The 22,268-nt window shown below is 67.1% G+C and carries 15 protein-coding genes and 2 tRNA genes; 1 reads left to right on the top strand and 16 read right to left on the bottom strand.

From position 1 onward, the window contains the following. The first annotated feature begins 174 nt into the window (after window positions 1-174). A complete protein-coding gene (locus tag LQ940_RS00085; protein WP_231241238.1) occupies window positions 175-1,443 on the top strand; it encodes a hypothetical protein in 1,269 nt (422 codons plus the stop codon). 9 nt (window positions 1,444-1,452) lie between these two features. Here the strand turns inward: LQ940_RS00085 and LQ940_RS00080 are convergent, their stop codons facing one another. From LQ940_RS00080 to dnaA, 16 genes are all read right to left on the bottom strand, one after another. Beyond that, the gene (locus LQ940_RS00080; RefSeq protein ID WP_231241239.1) at window positions 1,453-4,551 is read right to left on the bottom strand and encodes a type I restriction endonuclease subunit R; all 3,099 of its coding nucleotides are present in this window, start codon (window positions 4,549-4,551) and stop codon (window positions 1,453-1,455) included. A gap of 4 nt (window positions 4,552-4,555) precedes the next feature. After that, the gene (locus LQ940_RS00075) at window positions 4,556-6,403 is read right to left on the bottom strand and encodes a DUF262 domain-containing protein (protein ID WP_231241240.1); all 1,848 of its coding nucleotides are present in this window, start codon (window positions 6,401-6,403) and stop codon (window positions 4,556-4,558) included. Further along, on the bottom strand, window positions 6,403-7,602 hold the full coding sequence (locus tag LQ940_RS00070; RefSeq protein ID WP_231365056.1) for a hypothetical protein: 1,200 nt from the start codon (window positions 7,600-7,602) through the stop codon (window positions 6,403-6,405). Before LQ940_RS00070 ends, LQ940_RS00075 begins: the two co-directional genes overlap by 1 nt. Window positions 7,603-7,625: 23 nt before the next feature. After that, window positions 7,626-9,623 carry a type I restriction-modification system subunit M gene (locus LQ940_RS00065; RefSeq protein WP_231241242.1) on the bottom strand — a complete coding sequence of 666 codons (1,998 nt, stop codon included), beginning with the start codon at window positions 9,621-9,623 and terminating at the stop codon, window positions 7,626-7,628. A 167-nt stretch (window positions 9,624-9,790) separates the two neighbouring features. After that, a tRNA-Ala gene (locus tag LQ940_RS00060) sits at window positions 9,791-9,863 on the bottom strand. Window positions 9,864-9,877: 14 nt separating this feature from the next. Continuing rightward, on the bottom strand, window positions 9,878-10,003 hold the full coding sequence (locus LQ940_RS00055) for a DLW-39 family protein (protein ID WP_231241243.1): 126 nt from the start codon (window positions 10,001-10,003) through the stop codon (window positions 9,878-9,880). A 43-nt stretch (window positions 10,004-10,046) separates the two neighbouring features. Continuing rightward, window positions 10,047-10,123, bottom strand: a tRNA-Ile gene (locus tag LQ940_RS00050). A 78-nt stretch (window positions 10,124-10,201) separates the two neighbouring features. After that, complete coding sequence (locus tag LQ940_RS00045; protein WP_231241244.1) at window positions 10,202-10,780, bottom strand: DUF3566 domain-containing protein; 579 nt, start codon at window positions 10,778-10,780, stop codon at window positions 10,202-10,204. Window positions 10,781-10,786: 6 nt separating this feature from the next. Next, window positions 10,787-13,369 carry a DNA gyrase subunit A gene (gene gyrA, locus LQ940_RS00040; RefSeq protein WP_231241463.1) on the bottom strand — a complete coding sequence of 861 codons (2,583 nt, stop codon included), beginning with the start codon at window positions 13,367-13,369 and terminating at the stop codon, window positions 10,787-10,789. 150 nt (window positions 13,370-13,519) lie between these two features. Next, entirely contained in the window at window positions 13,520-15,631 is a 2,112-nt protein-coding gene (gene gyrB / locus LQ940_RS00035; RefSeq protein WP_269214280.1) for a DNA topoisomerase (ATP-hydrolyzing) subunit B, read from the bottom strand. Window positions 15,632-15,883: 252 nt separating this feature from the next. Further along, complete coding sequence (locus LQ940_RS00030) at window positions 15,884-16,432, bottom strand: DUF721 domain-containing protein (RefSeq protein WP_231241246.1); 549 nt, start codon at window positions 16,430-16,432, stop codon at window positions 15,884-15,886. Then, window positions 16,425-17,567 (bottom strand): DNA replication/repair protein RecF, encoded by a 1,143-nt coding sequence (gene recF, locus LQ940_RS00025; protein ID WP_231241247.1) that lies wholly within the window; start codon window positions 17,565-17,567, stop codon window positions 16,425-16,427. The genes LQ940_RS00030 and recF overlap by 8 nt, the downstream gene beginning before the upstream one ends. 11 nt (window positions 17,568-17,578) lie before the next feature. Then, a complete protein-coding gene (gnd, locus tag LQ940_RS00020) occupies window positions 17,579-18,550 on the bottom strand; it encodes a phosphogluconate dehydrogenase (NAD(+)-dependent, decarboxylating) (RefSeq protein ID WP_231241248.1) in 972 nt (323 codons plus the stop codon). 34 nt (window positions 18,551-18,584) lie between these two features. Then, complete coding sequence (gene dnaN, locus LQ940_RS00015) at window positions 18,585-19,724, bottom strand: DNA polymerase III subunit beta (protein ID WP_231241249.1); 1,140 nt, start codon at window positions 19,722-19,724, stop codon at window positions 18,585-18,587. Window positions 19,725-20,077: 353 nt separating this feature from the next. After that, a complete protein-coding gene (locus LQ940_RS00010; protein ID WP_231241250.1) occupies window positions 20,078-20,503 on the bottom strand; it encodes an organic hydroperoxide resistance protein in 426 nt (141 codons plus the stop codon). A gap of 25 nt (window positions 20,504-20,528) precedes the next feature. Beyond that, window positions 20,529-21,956 (bottom strand): chromosomal replication initiator protein DnaA, encoded by a 1,428-nt coding sequence (gene dnaA, locus LQ940_RS00005; protein WP_231241251.1) that lies wholly within the window; start codon window positions 21,954-21,956, stop codon window positions 20,529-20,531. Between the last annotated feature and the right edge of the window lie 312 nt (window positions 21,957-22,268).

The following is a 22,268-nucleotide window of genomic DNA, read 5'->3' as shown; positions in this document are numbered from 1 at the left end:
CCCGAGGGGTGGACCGATCTACGGACCTTCGTAGCATGCGTGCCGCTCGGTTTGGTGGCGTGAAGGCGGGTGACGGGGCCGCGACTTCAGGACTCGTTCGAGCTCGTCAAAGCTCGGTATCGGCGTTGGGCCGGGGAGACTAGAAGTGATCCAGTTCTAGAGTTGTATGAGCACATGGCTCGCAAGCTGGTTCACGGACTCGAGGGTGTCGGTCATGTTGAAGGTCTGGACGAGGAGCTAAGCGCAGCGTTCCTCCGGCTTGACGAACGCGGAGGAGTGATCAGCCTTCCTCGGGTCGACTCGACAGGCGGCCTCTTCGTGGGATTCCTCGATCGTGATGCTGACGGCGTTCCGACGACGCTTCGGTATCACGACACAAAGGGCTCGTACGTCCTCGGCGGCTGTCGTGACGTTGGCGGTTCGGTCTCCACGCTGGGGACCGGATTGACTCGGCTTCGGGCTCAACGGGTGATCGCTGCCGGTGATAGCGACGTGGATTACGTCGAGGTTGACGGCATGGCCAGCGAGATCGACGGACTCTCCAATTGGACAGGAATGTCGACCGTCACACAGACAACCGACTTCGGATCGTGGGTCAATTTGCATGCCGAGAACCAGCAATCGATCCTGCTCGGTGGAGATGCCGAGGCCACAGTCGAGTCGTCCTTCACTTACAACCCGAGCCCCAAGGGCAATGTCTTCGGCATCACCGATCTGGCGCTACTTCGCACCCGCACAGCCGACCTCCGATCGTGGCAGGAGCATGCTGCTGTCCACCACATGCTGCAGGACCTGATGTGCCTCGTCTTCGGCAAGCCGTGCCTCGCGGGCATCGTGTCCGTGAAACGAGAAGACGATCAGCCCTACGCCGCGGACGATGACGATCGCCGCCTGTGGCGCGAGGTCTACGAGCCGACCTTCGGGAGGTCGGCGACGTGGATCGAGCCCCTCGACCGCGCTAAGGCAAACCCGTTGTTCCGGCTCGCGGACGTCGAGCGGAGAGCACTTGAAGAATGGATCAACAACTGGGCCCTGTGGTCGCGGCCGACGTGGATCGCGGTGACGACGATGTTCCAGCGCGGTACGACGATCGAGTCTCACCTGCTCCAGATCGGCGTCGCCCTCGAAGCATTGGGGTACGCCCTGTGGACGGCAGCAGGAGGGCTCGGGCGTACTCCCCAGTACCTGGAACTGCTGGAGTTGGTGACGGACTCCGTATACGTAGAGCATCCGCGGATCTACGCCGGGCAGCCCGTGGAGGCATGGCGCAATGGCTTCAATGCCGCTTTCAAGGGCACGAAGCACGCCGACAATCCACTCCCGACCGCGATGGCCGCTCGCGACTTCGCCGCGCAGGGCATGAACCTGATCCGAGCCTGGCTCGGCACCAAACTGGGCGTCCATGACGCCACCTTGGCAGCCGGATTCGACCGGCGCGGATGAGCTAACCCATCAGCCGGTGCTCACGTCAGCGAACAGTCCCGCCTGTTCGAGAATCAACTCGATGGCCCTTTCCTCGAGATCGGGCGGGTAGCCGTTGATGGCGAGCAGCCGACGGACCTTCGATCGCATTCCGGCCTTGACCGACTCCTTGTAGTTCCAGTCGATCGTCACGGAGTTGCGGACCGACCAGACGAGGTCGACGGAGATCTTCTTCAGCTTCTCGTCGCCGAGCTCAAGAACTGCTGCTTCGTTCTGGACGATGGCGTCGTAGAAAGCTGCTTCGGCCTCAGTCAGTCCGAGTTGCTCGTGGCGGTTGGCCTGGTCGCGCATTTCCTTGGCGAGCTTGACCAGCTCGGCGATGATCTCGGCCGTCGTCAGCGCCCGATTGGTGTACTTGTTGATCGCCTCCTCCAGCTGCTCCGAGAACTTCCGCGACTGCACGAGGTTCGATCGGGAGACTGTCCGGATCCGGTCGCTGAGGATTCTGCGTAGCAGCCCGAGCTGGAGGTTCGGCTTGTCCTTGTGGGCCAAGGAGTCGAGAAACTCGTCGGAGAGAATGGAGATCTCGGGTGTCTCAACACCGGCGAGCTTGTAGATGTCCACCACCTCGTCCGCGGAAACGGCCTCATTTACGAGCTGGCCGATAGCGGTGTCGACCTCCACGGCGCCTGATCCCCCGCGCCCGGAGTCGGGGTTGAGGATCTTCAGGATCGCTGCGCGTACGTCGGTGAAGAGTCGTACGTCGTTTCGGATGGTCGCCGCTTCCTCCCGGGCGCCGGCGAGTGCGTAGGTCTTGGCCAGAGCGAGGACCTGGTCGAGGAAGCGGCCCTGTCGGTCAGGGTCGGCCATGACGAAGTCGAGCACCTTCGCATGCTCGGCAAGTCGCGGACCAGCGGCGAGGTTGGGCGATGAATCGAAGTCGCAGCCGTGCAGGAGGCCCCGGACGATGTCGTGCTTTTCGAGCATGGCGTCGACGAGTTCTTCGATCGGCACGCCGGCCTGGTCACGGTCGGACGGGGAGTACTCGACGAGTGCCTTCTGGAGATTGGCGAAGACGCCGATGTAGTCGACGATCAACCCGCCGGGCTTGTCGCGAAACGTTCGGTTCACGCGTGCGATTGCCTGCATAAGGCCGGCGCCCTGCATCGTCTTGTCGACATACATCGTGTGCATCGACGGAGCGTCGAAGCCGGTCAGCCACATGTCGCGGACGATGACGATCTCGAGGGGGTCGTCGGGGTTCTTGGCCCGTGCCTTGATGTCGCGCCGTACGTCCTTGGAATGCAGGTGAGGCTGGAACGCCGGGGGGTCGGCAGCAGAGCCGGTCATGACGACCTTGATGCCGCCGGCCATCGGGTCGTCATCGTGCCAGTCGGGACGGAGAGCCACGATCTTCTCGTAGAGGCGTGCGGCGATACGGCGCGACATCGTCACGATCATCGCCTTGCCGAGCATCGCCTCCCGGCGCTTCTCCCAGTGCTGCACGATGTCGGCTGCGATGAGGTCGAGACGATCTTCAGCGCCCACGATGGCTTCGAGCCGTGCCCACTTGGACTTCGTCTTCCGCGCCTCATCCTCTTCGATCTCGCTCGTGATCTCGTCGGCCAGCTCGTCGAGGGCGCTCATGTCCGAATCGGAGAGCGCGATCTTGGCGAGTCTGGACTCGTAGTAGATCTTGACCGTCGCGCCGTCCTCGACGGCGCGCGTGAGGTCGTAGACGTCGATGTAGTCGCCGAAGACCGAGCGGGTGGACTTATCGCCGGACTCGATGGGCGTTCCGGTGAACCCGAGGAAGGTCGCTCCTGGGAGCGCGTCACGCATGTGCTTCGCGAGGCCCGCCTTGAGTGTGCCGTCAGCTGCCAGGGTCTCGCCGAAACCGTACTGCGAGCGGTGGGCTTCGTCGGCCACGACTATGACGTTGCGTCGATCCGTCAGCACCGGGTTGATGTCGTCGCCGGCCAGCGGCGCGAACTTCTGAAGGGTGGTGAAGACGATGCCGCCCGAAGCCCGTTGCAGCAGCGAGCGCAAATCGGCTCTGGACGCCGCTTGTACGGGCTTCTCGGGCAGGATCGCCGCGGGTGCGAAGACTTCGCCGAAGAGTTGGTCGTCGAGGTCGTTGCGATCGGTGAGGAACACGAGCGTCGGGTTGCCCATCCGCTGATCCCGCATCAGCTTGGCGGCATATAGCAGCATCTCGATGCTCTTGCCCGAGCCCTGGGTGTGCCAGACGACGCCCCCGCGGCGATCGCCGCCCGGCCCGGCAGCCTCTACCGTGGACTCGACCGCGGCATTGACCGCCCAGTACTGGTGGTACTTCGCGACGCGCTTGACCAACCCATTGGCTTCGTCGGAAAAGATGATGAAGTTCTTCAGCAGGTCAAGGAACCGTGCCGGCTCGAACACCCCCTTGAGCAGGACTTCCAGGGCGGACTTGTTGGTGACGACGTCTCGGCCGTCGATGGTCTTCCACGGTGCGTAGTGCTCGAAGGCGCCGGTGAAGGAACTCATCGCTGCGGAAGTGCCGTCTGAGATCACGGTCATCGCATTGGGCGTGAACAGTGCAGGGGTATCCGCGCGGTAGGTCTGAACCTGATTCCAGGCGGTGCGGAGCGTCGCGTGCTCGTTGGCCGAGTTCTTCAACTCCAGGAGCGCGAACGGGATGCCGTTGATGTAGACGATTACGTCGGGTCGACGGTTCTTCGTGCCCACGACGGTGACCTGATTGACCGCGAGCCAGTCATTGTTGGCGGGTTCGTCGAAGTCGACCAGCCGAACGTACGCCGTGCGCACCTGACCGTCTGTGCCGCGGTGCTCGACGGGCACTCCATCGATCAGCAGTTGGTGGACGCGGAGGTTCTCGGCGAGTTCGGACTGCGACTCCGCGCGGCGCAGCCGCTTGATCGCTTCGTCCACGAGGCCCGTGTGATCGGGGTTGAGTCGTTGACCGGCGGCCTGCAGCCGGGCGAGTAGGTAGACCTCGTCCCACGACCGACGCTCGTCGGCAAGTCCTCCCGGCGCGATGTTCGGGCCGAACTCGGTCGAGTAGCCGATCTCGCGAAGGTAGTCGAGCGCGGCGGCCTCGATCACCGACTCGTCGAATCCGGTCACGGGCCTACTCCGCTTCGTCCGGGAGCTCTTCGATCTCAGTGATCTCGAACTGCGCGGAGTCTTCCTCCGACTCACCTCGATCGACATCGCGTGGCACGCCCTTGCCCATCGCCGCCTCGACCAGTTGGCACAGCCGCTCCCTGCGGGCAACGAAGTAGCCGTCAAAGGCGTCCGCGCGCAGCAACTCGGCTGGCACCAGATGTGCTTCGAGCAACCCGTCGAGGTGCTCGGGGGAGATCTGCGCCTTCTTCTCGATGACCTGCAGGTAGGCCGACGGGGCAGCGCCTCCGATGGTTCTGTTCGTGACAGCCGAAATCGCCGTCTTGTTGACGATGCTCTCCCGGTGCTCATCGTCGATCCCGTTCTCGTTGCACCACTTCTGCGGGAAGATGTGGTGGATGTCGACAGCGAGGTTGACGTACTGGACCTTGTCGAGGGCCTTGTCCTCCATCCAGTCGCGCGCCTTGTGATCGAGCAGAAGGGCGTAGATGCCCTTGTACGCAGCAGCCAGCCGAGTCCGCAGGGAGTGCAGCCGAGACTCGACGAAGGTGGCGTCGTTGATCGTGTTGGGCGTCGGAGCATCGACATCGCCGCGTGCCCATGCCGGCACCTGCTCCAAGTCACGGACGAAGCGGGTCTCGATGGCCGAGCCGTAGAGCTCGCCCAGGATGCCGCACCAGAACCAGCGAACGATTCTCTTGCGCGGGCCGAGCAGGTCAGCGTCATGCCCCATCACGACCCGGATGGCTGCAAGCGGCACGAGTTGCTTTGCATAGGGAAGGAACCGCGTGTCAAAGATGTGTCGGTCGGCGAGGAAGTCCGAAGCCCAGATGAACGCTTCGCGCAGCGGCCCTACCCACTCGAGGTAGTCATCGAGAGTGAGCTTGAGAACATCCTCACGCTTCGCGCTGATTGCCGGAGGGCGGGACCCGGTGTCGGCAAGGTTGCGCTTCCTGGTGGCGAGCAACGTGAGGGCTTGGAGGAAGTCGGTGTTCTCCAGGCCCGCGAGAACCGGGTACGACGCGAACTTCGCCTGGGTCTCCTTCCAGTCGTCGTTGAGCCGGAAGTCGGTGCCATGCTTATCGAAGTAGGTCTTGTCGCCGGCAAAGGTGGCGGTGAGCAGCTCGAAGACGTTGAGCGAGAGTCCGCCGGTGTTGACCTTCTCGAAGACGGTCGCGACCGCTGACTTGCTCGTCGAGTTGTCGAGTTCGATCGCAGGGATGTTGTAGGTGTTCGCCGGCTGGATCACCTGGGCGTGGAACTGGCTCGCCTCCTCCTTGTCCTCCAGGGCGAAGAGCCACGTCACCGTGTCGGCGCCTCCGAACAGCAGCCGGAACGGGAAGAGCCCTTGTTCTCGCTCCTTCTCTGAAGTGGAGACGTCGCGCACGATGTCTTTGCCGAAGTTGGTCCGCTCCACTCCGTCTCCAGGCAGGGACAGCACCGCTTCGTCCATGCGGTCCTCGCCTTCTAGGGCGAGATCGATGTCAACGTAGTAGCGGCGGCTCATCCGCTTGCCGCGACTGTCCATCGTGTCCACCACGCCATCGGCCGTCAGTGCCTGGGTGAGTGACGTGAGTCGCTGCTGACCGTCAAGCAACAGTGACTCAGCGACTGCACCGTCGGGGACCTTCGCGCCCTCGACAGGACGGGGCTTGAACCGAATTTGGTCGTTGCCGGCCTTGAGGAGCATGACCACTCCAAGGGGATGACCCCGCAGGATCGTGACCAGCAGCTGCCGTATCCGCTCGTCCTCCCACTTGTATCCCCGCTGGAAGTCGGGGAGCTGGATCTTGCCGCTCGTCGTCCACTTCAGGTAGTCGCTCAACTCGTAGAGCGGCGTCTGGAAGCCCATCAGGCACTCTCACTTTCGTTGAGCACATCTTGTACGACGTCGACGGTCTCCGGCACGCGGATTCGACCAGAAAGGAGTTCGGGAAGGAGTGTGTCGCGTAGTGCGGAGAGGTGCTCAGATTCGGTCTCTAGTGCCCAGGCCCGGCGGACCATCGCATCTGCAGCGGCTATGGCAGAAGATTCCCGACTCGGGACGGTGAAGGACAGATCGCTCAACGCTCCAGCCGGAAGCGTGGCAACGGTCGTGCCGTGGATCGTGCTCTCCAACTTGGCGCGCGCTGCCGGCGAGTACAGGTGCGCCCAGAGCGGTAGCCGCATCCAGTCGTGCTCCGGAGCGAACGTCACCAGCAGCATGTGGTGGGTGAACAGCACGTCACCGACATCGGATGGTACGAGAAGAGGCCATCCGATGATCTCGTGCCGCCAGGTCTGCTCGACACCGGTGACGACAAGAGAGCCGGCTGGCGCAATGTGCCGCGGCTTGTATTCGCCCTTGTAGTACTTGAAACCCGTTCGCTTCAGCCAGCCGAAGTTTGCAGCGCTGCCCATATTGACCATTGGCAACCCTGACACCGAATCGGTCAGGCCCGCGCCCTTGTACGAAAGGCCCTTACGTACCTCCGCCACGTCGCTCACGCGTCGTTGCTCTCGTGCGGCCCCACGAAGACTCGCGACAGCCAGTCGGCGGAGGAGGTCGATCGCGCGGCGGTTGGACTCGACCTTGTCATCGAGGGCGCCGAGGGTGGCGGCGATGGCGCGCTGTTCTTTGAGAGTTGGCAATGACGGAAGCGTAAAGTCCGCGATCTGCCCACCACTGATGTGTGGCACGGCCGAACCGGTCTGCACCCCGACGACGTAGTCGGTGAAGGCCCTGCTTCCGATGAGGGCCACCAGGTAGCCCTGATCAAGGGCCCCCTTTGCTCGAAGACGCGCTACTCGCTGAACCAGAAGACATGGGAGATCACTTTCGCGGACAACGGCGTACTTGAGCCCAGCCGCGATCCATGGGCGGTCCATTGCGATGACAACGTCGCCCGCGCGTAGCTCGTAGCGCACTACCTCAGCAAGTCTCGTCGCGGGGAATCGCTTGGCCCCATCCCAGCGGAGCCGACCTTGTGCGACGTTGTCGCCTCGCAGTAGGCGAATGTCCGACGCGCGAGTACTGAAATCGGTGCTCTTGAATGCGTTTCCGAAGGTCATGTCGACGAGCTCGCCTAGATACGTCATGGCAACTCGTCCAGTCGCGCGCGGATCTCCGTCTCGAGTTCCCGCCCATGGTCAAACTCGGCGAACAACTCCTTGGTAAGCCGCTCGATCTTCTCCGCGATAGGTTCGTCGTCGACCTCCGCTTCCGCGGCGCCGACGTACCGGCCTGGGGTCAGGACGAAGCCGTGATTCTTGATCTCGTCGAGAGTCGCCGCCTTGACGAATCCGGCCACGTCCTCGTAACGGCTGTCGTGGTTGCGCCAGGCGTGGTAGGAGTCGGCGATCTTTGCGATGTCGGCGTCATCCAAGACGCGGAGCCGTCGAGTCTCCATCCGGCCGAGCTTGCGGGCATCGATGAAGAGCACCTCGCCGTGGCGGTCGCGGTGGCCGTTGCCGTGGCGTTCCTTGGAGACGAACCACAGGCTGACGGGGATACCCGTGTTGAAGAAGAGCCGGTCCGGCATGGCGACGATGCAGTCGACGAGGTCGGCCTCGACGAGCTTGCGGCGGATCTCGCCCTCGCCAATCGACTTGGATGACAGGGATCCGTTGGCGAGGACGAAGCCTGCGGTGCCCGTTGGAGAGAGGTGGTGGATGAAGTGCTGAACCCAGGCGAAGTTCGCGTTTCCGGCAGGCGGCGTGCCGTACTTCCAGCGGGGATCGTCGGCGAGCTTCGCGTCCCACCAGTTCGACACGTTGAACGGTGGGTTGGCGAGGATGAAGTCGGCGCGCAAGTCCGGGTGGAGATCACGAGCGAAGGAGTCATCCGCGCGCTCGCCAAGGTCAGCTTCGATACCGCGGAGTGCGAGGTTCATCTTGGCCAGTCTCCAGGTGGCGTCGGTGTACTCCTGGCCGTAGACGGAGATCTTGCTGCTGGTGCCCCCGTGAGCGGCAACGAACTTCGCAGATTCGACGAACATGCCACCTGAGCCGCAGGCGGGGTCGTAGACGCGACCCTCGAACGGCTCGAGCATCTCGACGAGCGTCTTTACCACGCTGCGAGGTGTGTAGAACGCGCCGGCGTCCTTGCCCGTCTCCTTGCCGGCGAACTGACCTAGGAAGTACTCATACACCCGGCCGAGCACGTCGTCGGATCCGTAGTCGTCGGTCTCAGTGAAACCGATGGATCCGATCAGGTCGACGAGCTGGCCGAGGCGTCCCTTGTCGAGCCCTTCCCGGCCGTAGTTGCGAGGGAGCACACCCCGGATGACCGGGTTCTCCTTCTCAATGAGGTCCATGGCGGCATCGACGTCGGTGCCCACGGTCGGCAGCTTCGCTCGTTCTTGGATTGCCTCCCAGCGCGCCTCGGAAGGCACCCAGAAGACATTCTTGGAGGCGTACTCATCGCGCGCTTCAAGGAAGTCCGCGATGCGGTTCTCGGGCATGCCGTCTGCCACGAGCTCTGCTTCGAGCTCGCTGCGGCGCGCCTCGAAGCGGTCGGAGATGTACTTGAGGAAGACCAGACCCAGAACGACGTGCTTGTACTCGCTGGGCTCCTGGTTGCCGCGCAGCGCGTCGGCAGCTTCCCACAGACGCTGTTCAAGCGACTTGGTCGGCTTCAGCGCTTTGGACTTCGCGGCCGACGCGGGCTTGGCGGAGGCCGGAGCAGCCTGGATCGGTGCCGCCCCCGCTTGGGGTGGAGCCGTCATCTCGTCCCCCCCGTCGATTCGCCGGCGGACAGATCCGCCCCTGCCACGCCCCACAGCTATCTCATCTGTCGCGAGCAGAAGCGCCTTGGCGGCGTCGTACCGCTTCTCGCTTTTCCAGCCAACCTCGGTGCGGGCTCGCTGGTTGCCGATCGACGAGCCGTCCTCCGGGAGAACGTCCCAAAGACTCTCTGCGTCAACCGAGACCTTGGTGCGGCTCACTCGCCCGCCCTCGGCGGTCAGGTGGCCCATTTCGATGAGCTCCTCGAGCGCCCCATCGCCCCATCGCGCCGCGAGCGGGCCGCGGTTCTTGAGCTCTCCCGGGTGCATCTCGATGAGTTCGTTCCACACGTCGTCCGGGATGGGCATGGCACCCATCTTCGGGCATGCGTCCACCGGAGCCCGCAGCACCTGCTTCGAACCATGCTTGAGCTGGGTCCATTTCCCCCACCAGTCCCCCACAACGATCAGAAAGTCAGCAGGGGGTTAGCCCCGAAATGCGAAGAAACCGCAGTCTGACCTGCGGCTTCTCTCTGTGGAGCCTAGGGGACTCGAACCCCTAACCCCCTGCTTGCAAAGCAGGTGCGCTACCAATTGCGCCAAGGCCCCTGGAGGTCGAGGAGTCAGGCCTTCTCGACGTTGTCGGTGGCCTCGGCCCACAGGGCCTGCTCGGCGCGGCTCTCGGCGGCCTTGCGGCGGGCCAGGACGGCGCCGCCGACTGCGAGGAGGACCAGAAGGGCCTTCTTCATGCTGTCTCCCGTGGCAGGTGGGGCGGTGCCCCGGATGGGTGGGTGGTGGGCCTAAGAGGACTTGAACCTCTGACCTCTTCCTTATCAGGGAAGCGCTCTAACCGTCTGAGCTATAGGCCCGTGTGGCGACTGCCAGCCGCGAACATTACCCCACCGCGAACGCGCCCCACAAAACGGCTGGGCACCTCGCGGCCGGGCTCAGTTGTTGTCCTCCGCGAGGGTGACCTCGATGCCGCCGAGCAGCGCGGCGGCCATGTTGTAGAGGAAGGCGCCGAGGGTCGCTATCGCGGTCAGCAGGATCACGTCGACGGCGGCCACGAGCATCGTGAACCCGACGACCCGCGAGGTGCCGATGTAGTTCTCGATGTCGAAGTTGGCCGTCTCCGTGCCGCCGATGCTGTCGCGGATGGCGTCGTTGATCGAGTCCCAGGTGCCGGCGGCGCCGAGCACCGACCACACCATCACCACGGACACGACGGTGACGACGCCGAACGCGACCGAGAGCAGGAACGCCGTCTTCATCACCGACCACGGGTCGATCCGGGTCAGCCGCAGGCGGGCGCGCCGCGGCGGCTTGGCGGAGCCCGCCGCCTTCTTGGCCGCCTTGTTCGACTCCGGCTCCGCGTTGGCGCGGTGCTCGTCGGTGACGTTGGCGACCTTGGCCTGGATCCGCTCACGCAGCGCAGGCCGTACGGCGGTGTCGTCCGCCGTCGGGCGATCCGACCCGGGGCGGGTCTGGGTGCGGGGGGTGGCTGGCTGGGCGGAACGCTCCGTCATCAGCCCTCACTCTCGCCTGTCGTCGGGGTTCTCCGGGTCAGTGGACTCCTCGATTGTGACATCCACGACCACATCCGACGACTCGCCCGTCTCCGTAGCCGAGTCCGCGGCGTGGTGCTCCGCATTCTCCTCGGCCTCCTCGATGACCTTGGCCTCGACCGAGCGAGCCACGACGACCACCGAGTCCCCGGCCTTGGGCGAGACGAACTTCACGCCCATGGTCGAGCGCCCGGTGGGCCGGAAGTCCTCGTTGATCGGACTGCGAACGACCTGCCCGCCCTGGGTGATCGCCAGCACCTCGTCGCCGTCCTCGACGATGAAGCCACCCACCAGACCGCCGCGGTCCTCATTGGCCAGGGCCATGGCGCGTACGCCGAGCCCGCCGCGGTTGGTCAGCCGGTACTCGCTGATCCGGGTGCGCTTGGCGAAGCCGCCGTCGGTGATCGTGAAGACGTACTGGACGTTCTCGTCGGAGTCCTCCGCCGCCGCCTGGGCCGCGCGGATGACCGACATCGACAGCACCGCGTCGTCGTCGCTGCGGAACTTCATGCCCGAGACCCCGGACGTCGCCCGGCCCATCGGCCGCAGCTGCGCGTCGTCGGCGCGGAACCGGATCGCCGAGCCCTTGCGCGAGACCAGCAGGATGTCGTCCTCGGCGTTGACCAGCTCGGCGCCGATCAGCTCGTCGTCGTCCTCACGGAAGTTGATCGCGATGACGCCGGCCTGCCGCGGGCTGTTGTAGTCGCCCAGCCGGGTCTTCTTGACCAGGCCGTTGCGGGTCGCGAGCACCAGGTAGGGCGCCTGCTCGTAGTCGCGGATCGCCAGCACCTGCGCGATCGACTCGTCCGGCTGGAAGCTGAGCAGCCCCGCCACGTGGCCGCCCTTGGCGTCGCGCGAGGCCTCGGGCAGGTTGTAGGCCTTCGTGCGGTAGACGCGACCGGCCGTCGTGAAGAACAGCAGCCAGTGGTGGTTGGTGGTCGCGATGAAGTGCTCCACGACGTCGTCGCCGCGCAGGGTCGCGCCGCGCACGCCCTTGCCGCCGCGCTTCTGCGAGCGGTACTGGTCGGCGCGGGTGCGCTTGGCGTAGCCGCCGCGGGTGATCGAGACGACCAGGTCCTCGTCGGGGATCAGGTCCTCCATCGAGAGGTCGCCGTCGGCCGCGATGATCTGGGTGCGCCGCTCGTCGCCGTACTTGTCGGTGATCTCGGTGAGCTCGTCGCCGATGATCTGCCGCTGGCGCGCCTCGTTGGCGAGGATGTCCTCGAGGTCGGCGATCTTGAGCTCGAGCTCGGCAAGCTCGTCGATGATCTTCTGGCGCTGCAGGGCGGCGAGCTGCCGCAGCTGCATCTGCAGGATCGCGTCGGCCTGCTCCTCGTCGATGTCGAGGAGCTCGATCAGGCCGGTGCGGGCCTCGGCGACGTCGGGCGAGCGGCGGATCAGCGCGATGACCTCGTCGAGCTGGTCCAGCGCCTTCACCAGGCCGCGGTAGATGTGGGCCCGTCGCTCGGCCTCGGCCAGGCGGTAGCGCGTGCGACGCTGGATGACCTCGACCTGGTGGGTGACCCAGTTGCTGATGAACTGGTCGATCGAGAGCGTGCGCGGCACACCGTCGACCAGCGCCAGCATGTTGGCGCTGAAGTTGGTCTGCAGCTCGGTGTGCTTGAGCAGGTTGTTGAGTACGACGCGCGCCACGGCGTCGCGCTTGAGCACCACGACCAGGCGCTGGCCGGTGCGGCCCGAGGAGTCGTCGCGTACGTCGGAGATGCCCTGCACGCGACCGGAGTCGGCGAGCTCGGCGATCTTCAGCGCCAGGTTGTCGGGGTTGACCATGTAGGGCAGCTCGGTGATCGAGAGGATCGTCCGCCCGCGGTTGTCCTCGTCGACCTCGATGACGGCGCGCTGGGTGATCGAGCCGCGGCCGGTGCGGTAGGCCTGCTCGATGCCCTCGTGGCCGACGATCATGGCGCCGTTGGGGAAGTCGGGACCCTTGACCCGCTCCAGCAGCGCGTCGAGCAGCTCCTCGCGGGTGGCGTCGGGGTGCTCGAGCGCCCACTTGGCGCCCTCCGCGACCTCGCGCAGGTTGTGCGGCGGGATGCTCGTGGCCATGCCGACCGCGATGCCGGCCGAGCCGTTGACCAGGAGGTTGGGGTAGCGCGCGGGCAGGACGACCGGCTCCTGCGAGCGGCCGTCGTAGTTGGGCTGGAAGTCGACGGTGTCCTCGCCGATGTCGCGCACCATCTCCAGCGCGAGCGGCGCCATGCGGCACTCGGTGTAGCGCATCGCGGCCGCGGAGTCGTTGCCCGGCGAGCCGAAGTTGCCCTGGCCCTGGACCAGCGGCGCGCGCATCACCCAGGGCTGCGCCAGGCGCACCAGGGTGTCGTAGATCGCGGTGTCGCCGTGCGGGTGGTACTGACCCATGACGTCACCGACGACGCGCGAGCACTTCGAGAAACCGCGGTCGGGGCGGTAGCCGCCGTCGAACATCGCGTAGATCACCCGGCGGTGCACCGGCTTGAGCCCATCGCGTACGTCGGGCAGCGCCCGGCCGACGATGACCGCCATCGCGTAGTCGATGTAGGCGCGCTGCATGGAGGTCTGCAGCTCGATCGGCTCGATCCGGCCGCCGGGCCCGGGGCCTTCGGGCCCGCCCGGGCCGCCGGTCGTGTCAGTGGGGGTCTCGCTCACGTGTCTTCGTCTCTCTCGTCGCGTCTATCGATGTCTAGGGAAGCTGCTAGATACCTAGATATCGAGGAATCGCACGTCCTTGGCGTTGCGCTGGATGAAGGAGCGGCGCTGCTCGACGTCCTCGCCCATGAGGATCGAGAAGATCTCGTCGGCCTGGGCGGCGTCGTCGAGCGTCACCTGCAGCATCAGCCGCTGCTCGGGGTTCATCGTGGTCTCCCACAGCTCCTCGGCGTTCATCTCGCCGAGGCCCTTGTAGCGCTGGACCGGGTTCTCCTTCGGGAGCTTCTTGCCCTGCTCGAGACCGTCGCGCATCATCAGGTCGCGCTCGGCGTCGGAGTAGACGAACTCGTGCTCGGCCGGCTTGTTCCAGCGGATCCGGTAGAGCGGGGGCTGGGCCATGTAGACGTAGCCGTGCTCGATGAGCGGCTTCATGAAGCGGAACAGCAGCGTGAGCAGCAGGGTGTTGATGTGGTGGCCGTCGACGTCGGCGTCGGCCATCAGCACGACCTTGTGGTAGCGCAGCTTCTCGAGGCTGAACTCCTCGTGGATGCCGGTGCCGAGTGCGGAGATGATCGCCTGCACCTCGGCGTTGGCGAGCACCTTGTCGATGCGCGCCTTCTCGACGTTGAGGATCTTGCCGCGGATCGGCAGGATCGCCTGGACCCGCGGGTCGCGGCCCTGGCGTGCGGAGCCGCCGGCCGAGTCGCCCTCGACGATGAAGACCTCGCACTCGGCGGGGTTGGTGGACTGGCAGTCCGAGAGCTTGCCGGGCAGGCCGCCGCCGCCGAGCAGCCCCTTGCGGCCACGGGCCAGGTCGCGCGCCTTGCGGGCGGCGATCCGGGCCGAGGCCGCGGCCTGGCTCTTGCGCACGATGTCGCGGCCCTCGGCGGGGTTCTGCTCGAACCACGCGCCCAGCTGGTCGTTGGTCAGGCGCTGCACGAAGCCCTTGGCCTCGGTGTTGCCGAGCTTGGTCTTGGTCTGGCCCTCGAACTGCGGCTCGCCGAGCTTGATCGAGATGATCGCGGTGAGTCCCTCACGGATGTCGTCACCGGAGACCCGGTCCTCGCGCTTCTTGATCAGGCCCCACTCCTCGCCCCAGTGGTTGACCAGCGAGGTGAGCGCCGAGCGGAACCCCTCCTCGTGGGTGCCGCCCTCGTGGGTGTTGATCGTGTTGGCGAAGGTGTGAACCGACTCGGTGTAGGAGGTGTTCCACTGCATGGCCACCTCGAGGCTCATGTGGTGGTCGGCGTCGGCCGCGCCCTTGCCGTTGGAGAACAGGTCGGAGTCGGCCTCGAACGCGATGATCGTGGGGTTGGCCTTCTCCTTGCGGCGGTTGAGGTGCTCGACGTAGTCGACCAGGCCGCGGTCGTACTTGAAGACCTGCTCCAGGCCGCCGCCCTCGGCCTTCTTGATCGCGTCGTGGCCGGCGGTGTCGACCTCGCCCTCCACCGTGGCGTCCTGGACGGCCTCCACGAGGTCGTCGGCCGCGGGGCGCTCGTCGCGCACGACGATCTCCAGGCCCTTGTTGAGGAAGGCCATCTCGCGGATGCGGTTGGTGATGGTCTCCAGCGAGTACGTCGTCGTCTCGAAGATCTCGGGCGAGGCGTAGTAGGTGATCGTGGTGCCGGTGCGCTCGCCGGGCTCCATCGGGCGGACCTGCTCCAGCGGCCCGTCGGGCACGCCGATGGTGAAGGTCTGGCGCCACTCGTGGCCGCGGTTGCGGACCTCGGCGATCACGCGGGTCGAGAGCGCGTTGACGACCGAGATGCCGACGCCGTGCAGGCCGCCCGAGACCTTGTAGCCGCCCCCGCCGAACTTGCCGCCGGCGTGCAGCATGGTGAGCGCCATCGTGAGCGCCGGCATCTCCTGCCCGGGCGCGGTGTCGGTCGGGATGCCGCGGCCGTTGTCCTCGACCCGGACCCCGCCGTCGGCTAGCAGGGTGACGACGATCCGGTCGCAGTGGCCGGCCAGCGCCTCGTCGACGGAGTTGTCGACGACCTCCCAGATGAGGTGGTGCAGCCCACGCTCACCGGTCGAGCCGATGTACATGCCGGGGCGCTTGCGCACGGCCTCGAGGCCTTCGAGGACCTGGATCGCGGATGCGTCGTACTCGCCGCTGACGGTGCTGTGCGGCTGGGGGCTGGCGTCGGACACGCAGAACCTCATCTAACGGTGGGATGGCACACAGAAGGCCGACGGACCGGGGTGTAGTCCCGTCACGGCGGCCGATGTCCATGATACCGGTTCTAGGGCCGTATTCCACGCGTGTTGCCCCGAGGCGGGGGGGATCTGTGGACAAATACGCCGCTGAGCGCCCCATAGGCGCCTCGCGGAGGCCCGAACAGGGGGGCGCACGGGTCCCCATACCGTCGCGCGGCTCGCAGATCGTCTGGTGCGGGCGGCGGGATGGATCCCCGGTCAGCCGTAGGTGTCGCGGGGGCCACGCCCGTCGCGGGTGCTGCGGCGGCCCTTCTTCCAGCTCGGCAGGTGCGGTCCGGCCACGTCCATGGCGATCACGGTGCCGGGGCCGAGCTCCTCGTTGAGCCGGCGTACGACGGTCGGCGCGAGCAGGGTGAGCTGGGTGGCCCACGCCGTGGAGTCGGTGCGCACCAGCAGCTTGCCGTCGGTGAACGTCTCGGGGGTGCAGTGGGCGGCGACCTCCGCCCCGACCAGCTCGGGCCAGCGCGCGAAGACCCCGCGCATCCGCAGGTCCAGGGCCCAGCCGTGGTCGTCGACCAGGCGGGCGAGGGTCGTGTCCAGGGTCTGCGGGTCGCGGTCGTCGGGGTGCGCCCCGCTGACCCGGCCGGCGAGGCCGGGGCGCGAGCGGCCGCGGGCCTGGGCCCGGCGCCGGGGGGTCGAGCCGGCGACCGCGCGGGTGAGGGCCCGCGCCAGGTCCAGGCCGTCGTCGGCGTGCGGCTCCTCGGGGACACCGGGCTCCGGGGGCTCGGGCACGTCCTGCTCAGACACGCGTCACCTCCCCGTTGGCCACGGCGTAGCGGGTCCCCGCCAGCGCCTCGGGCACGTCGTCGGCCACCGCCGCGGTGACCAGCACCTGCTCGGCCCCCGCGACCAGCTCGGCGAGCTGGGCGCGGCGTTCGGTGTCGAGCTCGGCGAAGACGTCGTCCAGGATCAGGATCGGGTCGTCGCCGTCGGAGCGCAACAGGTCGTACGACGCCAGGCGCAGCGCGAGCGCGAAGGACCAACTCTCCCCGTGCGAGGCGTAGCCCTTCACCGGCAGGCGGACGCCACCTGCGTCGGCCGGCCCACCCAGGGTCAGCAGGAGCTCGTCGCGGTGCGGGCCGACCAGCGAGATCCCACGGTCGAGCTCATCGCCCCGGCGTCGCTCGAGCTCGGCGAGCAGCCCGGCCTCGAGATCCTCGCCCAGCTCGAAGGACGGCCGGTACTCGATCGCGGCGTCCTCCCGCGACGCCCCGCGCGCGACCGTGGCGTAGGCGTTGCCGACGTAGGGCCGGAGCGCGTCGACCAGCGCGAGCCGCTCGCGCAGCAGCTCGGAGCCGGCGCGCGCGAGCTGACCGTCCCAGACCGCGAGGGTCGACAGCGCCGACTCCTGCGAGCTCGAGCCGCGGCGCGCATGTCCCGCGGTCTTCAGCAGCGAGTTGCGCTGGCGCAGGATCCGGTCGTAGTCCGAGCGCACGCCGGCCAACCGGGGCACGCGCAGCACCAGCAGGTCGTCGAGGAAGCGCCGCCGGTCCGAGGGGTCGCCCTTGACCAGGGTCAGGTCCTCGGGGGAGAACACCACGGTGCGCACCAGCCCGACGAGCTCGCGGGCCCGCGGCAGGGTCGAGCGGTTGACTCGCGCCCGGTTGGCCTTGCCGGGGTTGAGCTCCACCTCGAGCACCGCCGTGCGGCCCTCGCGTACGACGGCCGCGCGCACGATGGCCTGCGTGCAGCCGGCGCGGACCAGCGGTGCGTCGGTCGCGACCCGGTGCGAGGAGAGTCGCGAGAGGTAGTCGATCGCCTCGACCAGGTTGGTCTTGCCCTGGCCGTTGCGGCCGATGAAGGCGGTGACGCCGGGCTCGAGCGCGACGTCGGCGGTGGCGTAGGAGCGGAAGTCGTGCAGCGTGAGGTGGGAGACGTACACCGCAGGTGCGGCTAGCTCTCGGCCGGCGCGGACTCGTCGCCGGACCCGGCCTTCTCGGCGGCGGGCGACTGGTCCGGCGTACCGCCGTCCGCGTCGCCGCCCTTGGGGGCGCTGGTCTGCATGGCGTGCCCGCCGAACTGGTTGCGCATGGCCGCGACGGCCTTCATGGCCGGGGAGTCGTCCTGGCGGGAGACGAAGCGCGCGTAGAGCGCGGCCGTGATCGCCGGCGTGGCGACGGCGTGCTCGATCCCGGCCTCGACGGTCCAGCGACCCTCCCCGGAGTCCTCGGCGTAGCCGCGGATCCCTTCCAGGTTGGGCTTCGCGTCCAGCGCGCTGACCAGGAGGTCGAGCAGCCAGGAGCGGATCACCGTGCCCTCGCGCCACGAGCGCAGCACCTCGGTGACGTTGTCGACCATCTCGACCTTCTCGAGCAGCTCCCAGCCCTCGGCGTAGGACTGCATCATCGCGTACTCGATGCCGTTGTGGACCATCTTGCTGAAGTGGCCGGCGCCCACCTTGCCGGCGTGGACCGAGCCGAACTCGCCCTCGGGCTTGAGGGCGTCGAACGCCGGCTGGACCTTGGCGACGTCCTCGGGAGTGCCGCCGTACATGAGGGCGTAGCCGTTCTCCAAGCCCCAGACCCCACCGGACACGCCGCAGTCGACGAAGCCGATCCCCTTCTCGGCGAGGGACTCGGCATGCGCGATGTCGTCGGTCCAGCGCGAGTTGCCGCCGTCGACGATCAGGTCGCCCTCCTCGAGCAGGTCGCTCAGCTCCATGATCGTGTCGTGGGTCGGCTGGCCGGCCGGGACCATCACCCAGACGACGCGGGGTGCCGACAGCTGCGCGACCATCGCCTCGAGGCTCTCGGCGTCCGAGACCTCGGGGTGGTGGTCGTAGCCGACGACCGTCACGCCGCCGTTGCGCATCCGGGTGCGCATGTTGCCGCCCATCTTGCCGAGGCCGACCAGTCCGAGCTCCATGCGAATCCTCCCCAAAGCGTGCGGGCGTGTGCTGTCAGGAAAGCAGGCGCCTGGGCATCAGCAGGTAGCGGAAGCCGCTGTCGGCGCCGCCGTCCTCCACCGCCCCGCTCAGCACCACGGGCTTGGAGGCCTGGGTGAAGGCGAGCTCGACGACGGCCTCGTCGATGGCGGTGAGTCCGTCGAGGAGGAACTGCGGGTTGAAGCCGGTGGTGATGTCCTCGCCCTCGATGTCGGCCTCGATCGACTCCGAGGCCTGGGCCTCGTCGCCCGACCCGGCGTCCAGGGTGAGCACGCCGTCGCTGAACGCGAGCTGGACGGCGGTGTTGCGCTCGGCGACCAGCGACACCCGCTTCACGGACTCGATCAGGGCGGCCTTGTCGACCTTGGCGACGGTGAGCTTCTCGGCCGGGAAGAGGCTGCGGACCTTGGGGAACTCTCCGTCCAGGAGGCGCGTGGTCGTGCGGCGCAGGCCGCCGGGCGCGTTGCCCTCGAAGCCGATGATGCCCTCGCCCGAGCCGCTCGCGGAGAGCGCGATCTTGACCTCGCTGCCCGCGGTGAGCGACTTGGCGGTGTCGCCGAGCACGCGGGCCGGGACCAGCGCGGCCAAGGACTCGTCCGGCGAGCGGGGGTCCCAGGTGAGCTCACGCTGCGAGAGGCGGAAGCGGTCGGTGGCGAGCAGCGAGATCGTGGACCCGTCAATCTCGATGCGTACGCCGGTCAGCACCGGCAGCATGTCGTCGCGGCCGGCGGCGGTGACCGCCTGGGCGACGGCGTGCGCGAACACGTCGCTCTGCACCGTGCCGGTCGCCTCGGGCATCTGGGGGATGGTCGGGTAGTCCTCGACCGGCATCGTCTGCAGCGTGAACCGGGCCGAGCCGCAGGTGAGGGTGACCCGGGATCCGTCCAGCGCCATGTCGACCGGCTTGGCCGGCAGGCTGCGGCAGATGTCGGCGAGCAGCCGGCCGCTGACCAGGGCGCGTCCCTCGTCGCTGACCTCGGCGGTCAGGGTCGCGCGAGCGGAGGTCTCGTAGTCAAAGGACGACAACACCAGGCCGTCGTCCGAGGCGTCGATGAGGAGGCCGGCCAGCACCGGGGCGCTCGGGCGGACCGGCAGGCTGCGGGCGGCCCAGGCGACGGCGTCGGCGAGCACGTCACGATCGACACGAAACTTCACGATGGATCCTTCGGGAGTGGCTCGGAATCACACAAGTCTGGGATGCGCATCCTGCCACGTGGGCACCGACCGCACGAGTCATCCCCAGGCAGGGGCCCAGGTAGACGTGCACCGAGGATCTGGACAGTTACAGGTAGGTAGTCGTCATAGCGTCGGTGGAAACTGTGGAGAAGTGGCGTACGTGCAGGTCAGGTGCGTGCCGAGGGGTGGATGGCGCTGTGGAGGAGCGCGGGGCGGCTCGCCGCGGATGTGGAACGACGATCCGTCCCGGGACGGACCCGGCCGCTCCTCCACAGATCCTCCCCGTGTAGTTCGGACCTCGCGGGTCCTTCGTCCACAGGCAGGGGAGGGCGTCAGGCGACCGTCAGAGTGACCTCGATGTTGCCTCGGGTGGCGTTGGAGTAGGGGCACACCTCGTGCGCCTGGGCCACTAGCTGCTCGGCGAGGTCCCGCTCCAGGGCGGGCAGCGTGACCTCGAGCTGGACGGCGAGCCCGAAGCCACCGTCGTCGTTCGAGCCGAGGGAGACGTCCGCGACGACCTCGGAGTCGGTCGTGTCGGCGTTGGCCTTGCCGGCGACCATCTTGAGGGCGGAGTGGAAGCACGCGGCGTACCCGGCGGCGAAGAGCTGCTCAGGGTTGGTCGCGCCTCCGGGACCCCCGAGCTCGGGCGGGGTCCGGACGTCGGTGTCGACGAGGCCGTCGGTGGACTGGACGTGGCCGTTGCGGCCGTCGCCCGTGGCGACGGCGGAGGCGGTGTAGAGAGGCTTCATGGGCACCAACCTAGGGCCCACAAGGGTCAGCCGGTCAGGATTGGCGAGCCTGCATCTTCACGCGGTTGGTCAGCTCGCTGACCTGGTTGAAGACCGCCCGGCGCTCGGCCAGGAGCTGGTTGATCTTGCGATCGGCGTACATCACCGTGGTGTGGTCGCGGTTGCCGAACTGCGCCCCGATCTTGGGCAGGGACAGGTCGGTCAGCTCCCGGCACAGGTACATGGCGATCTGCCGCGCCATGACCAGGTGCCGCCCGCGGCTCGGTCCCGTGAGCTCCTCGATGCTGAGCCCGAAGTACGACGCGGTCTGGGCGATGATGAGCGAGGCGGTGATCTCCGGCTCGCCGCCCTCGGGGATCAGGTCCTTGAGGACGATCTCGGCCAGGGTCATGTCGACCTCCTGGCGGTTGAGGTTGGCGAACGCCGTGACCCGGATCAGGGCACCCTCGAGCTCGCGGATGTTGGTCTGGATCTTGGACGCGATGAACTCGAGCACGTCCGGCGGCGCCGTGAGCCGGTCCATCGCGGCCTTCTTGCGCAGGATCGCGATGCGGGTCTCGAGGTCGGGCGGCTGGACGTCGGTGATGAGGCCCCATTCGAACCGGTTGCGCAGCCGGTCCTCGAGTGCCTCGAGTCGCTTGGGCGCCCGGTCGGAGGTCAGGACGATCTGCTTGTTGGCGTTGTGCAGGGTGTTGAACGTGTGGAAGAACTCCTCCTGGGTCTGGGTCTTGCCCTCCAGGAACTGGATGTCGTCGATGAGCAGGACGTCGACATCGCGGTAGCGCCGCTTGAACCGGTCCTGCCGGTCGTCGCGGATCGCGTTGATGAACTCGTTCGTGAACTCCTCGCTCGACACGTAGCGCACCTTGGCGCCGGCGTAGAGGCTGCGCACGTAGTGGCCGATGGCGTGGAGCAGGTGGGTCTTGCCCAGACCGGAGTCGCCGTAGACGAGCAGCGGGTTGTACGCCTTGCCGGGCGCCTCGGCCACCGCGACCGCGGCGGCGTGGGGGAACCGGTTGGAGCTGCCGATGACGAAGGTCTCGAAGGTGTACTTCGGGTTGAGCCGGGTCTCGAGCGCGCTGCCCTTGACCGACTCGGTGGCCTCCGGCACGAAGACCGGTGCCGGGGGTGCCGGCGGGGCCTGGGAGATTGTCGACATGTCGATCTCTCGACTTGTCTCCGAAGCGACATGTGGATGCTCCGGGGCCATCTGCCCCTCATCCAGCGTGGCGTCCACGGTGACGGCGATCCGGATCTCGCGCGCGAAGCTGACCGTCAGCGCGTCCTCGAGCTGGCCGCGTAGGCGGCCCTCCAACTGCACCCGCGTGAAGTCGTTGGGCACCGCGATGATCGCGGTGTTCTCGTGCAGGGTCACCGGCCTGCTCGCGCGCAGCCAGGCCCGCTGGTTGGGCTGGAGGTCGTTGACGACCTGCCGCCACGCCTGGTCGAGGTCGGACGTCATGTGCTCCACGTGGTTCCCGCCGCCTTTCGTGCCCGAGTCAATCGTGCCGCCCGATCCGGGCGGCGCTGTCTCCACAAGTTTGTCCACAGGTTGTGAACCCGACTCTGTGTCTGTGGACAGAGCCGGTCCGAGACGCAGCTGGACCGGTATGAATCTGATGTCTTCGCAGGTCAGATGGCCTTTTCCCACCGGTGTGGCGGAGGTCACAGACCCCGTCGAGCCGGGCCGGTCGGAGGCTGCGGGGGAACCTCGGTGGCCCGAACTTAACCCGCGCACGCCGGGACCGGCAAGCCGTCATCCACAGGTGTGGAC

Source organism: Nocardioides sp. cx-173, assembly GCF_021117365.1.
Taxonomy (GTDB): Bacteria; Actinomycetota; Actinomycetes; order Propionibacteriales; family Nocardioidaceae; genus Nocardioides.
The sequence above is the reverse complement of the archived record's forward strand: the minus strand, read 5'-3'. Positions and strand labels throughout refer to the sequence as shown.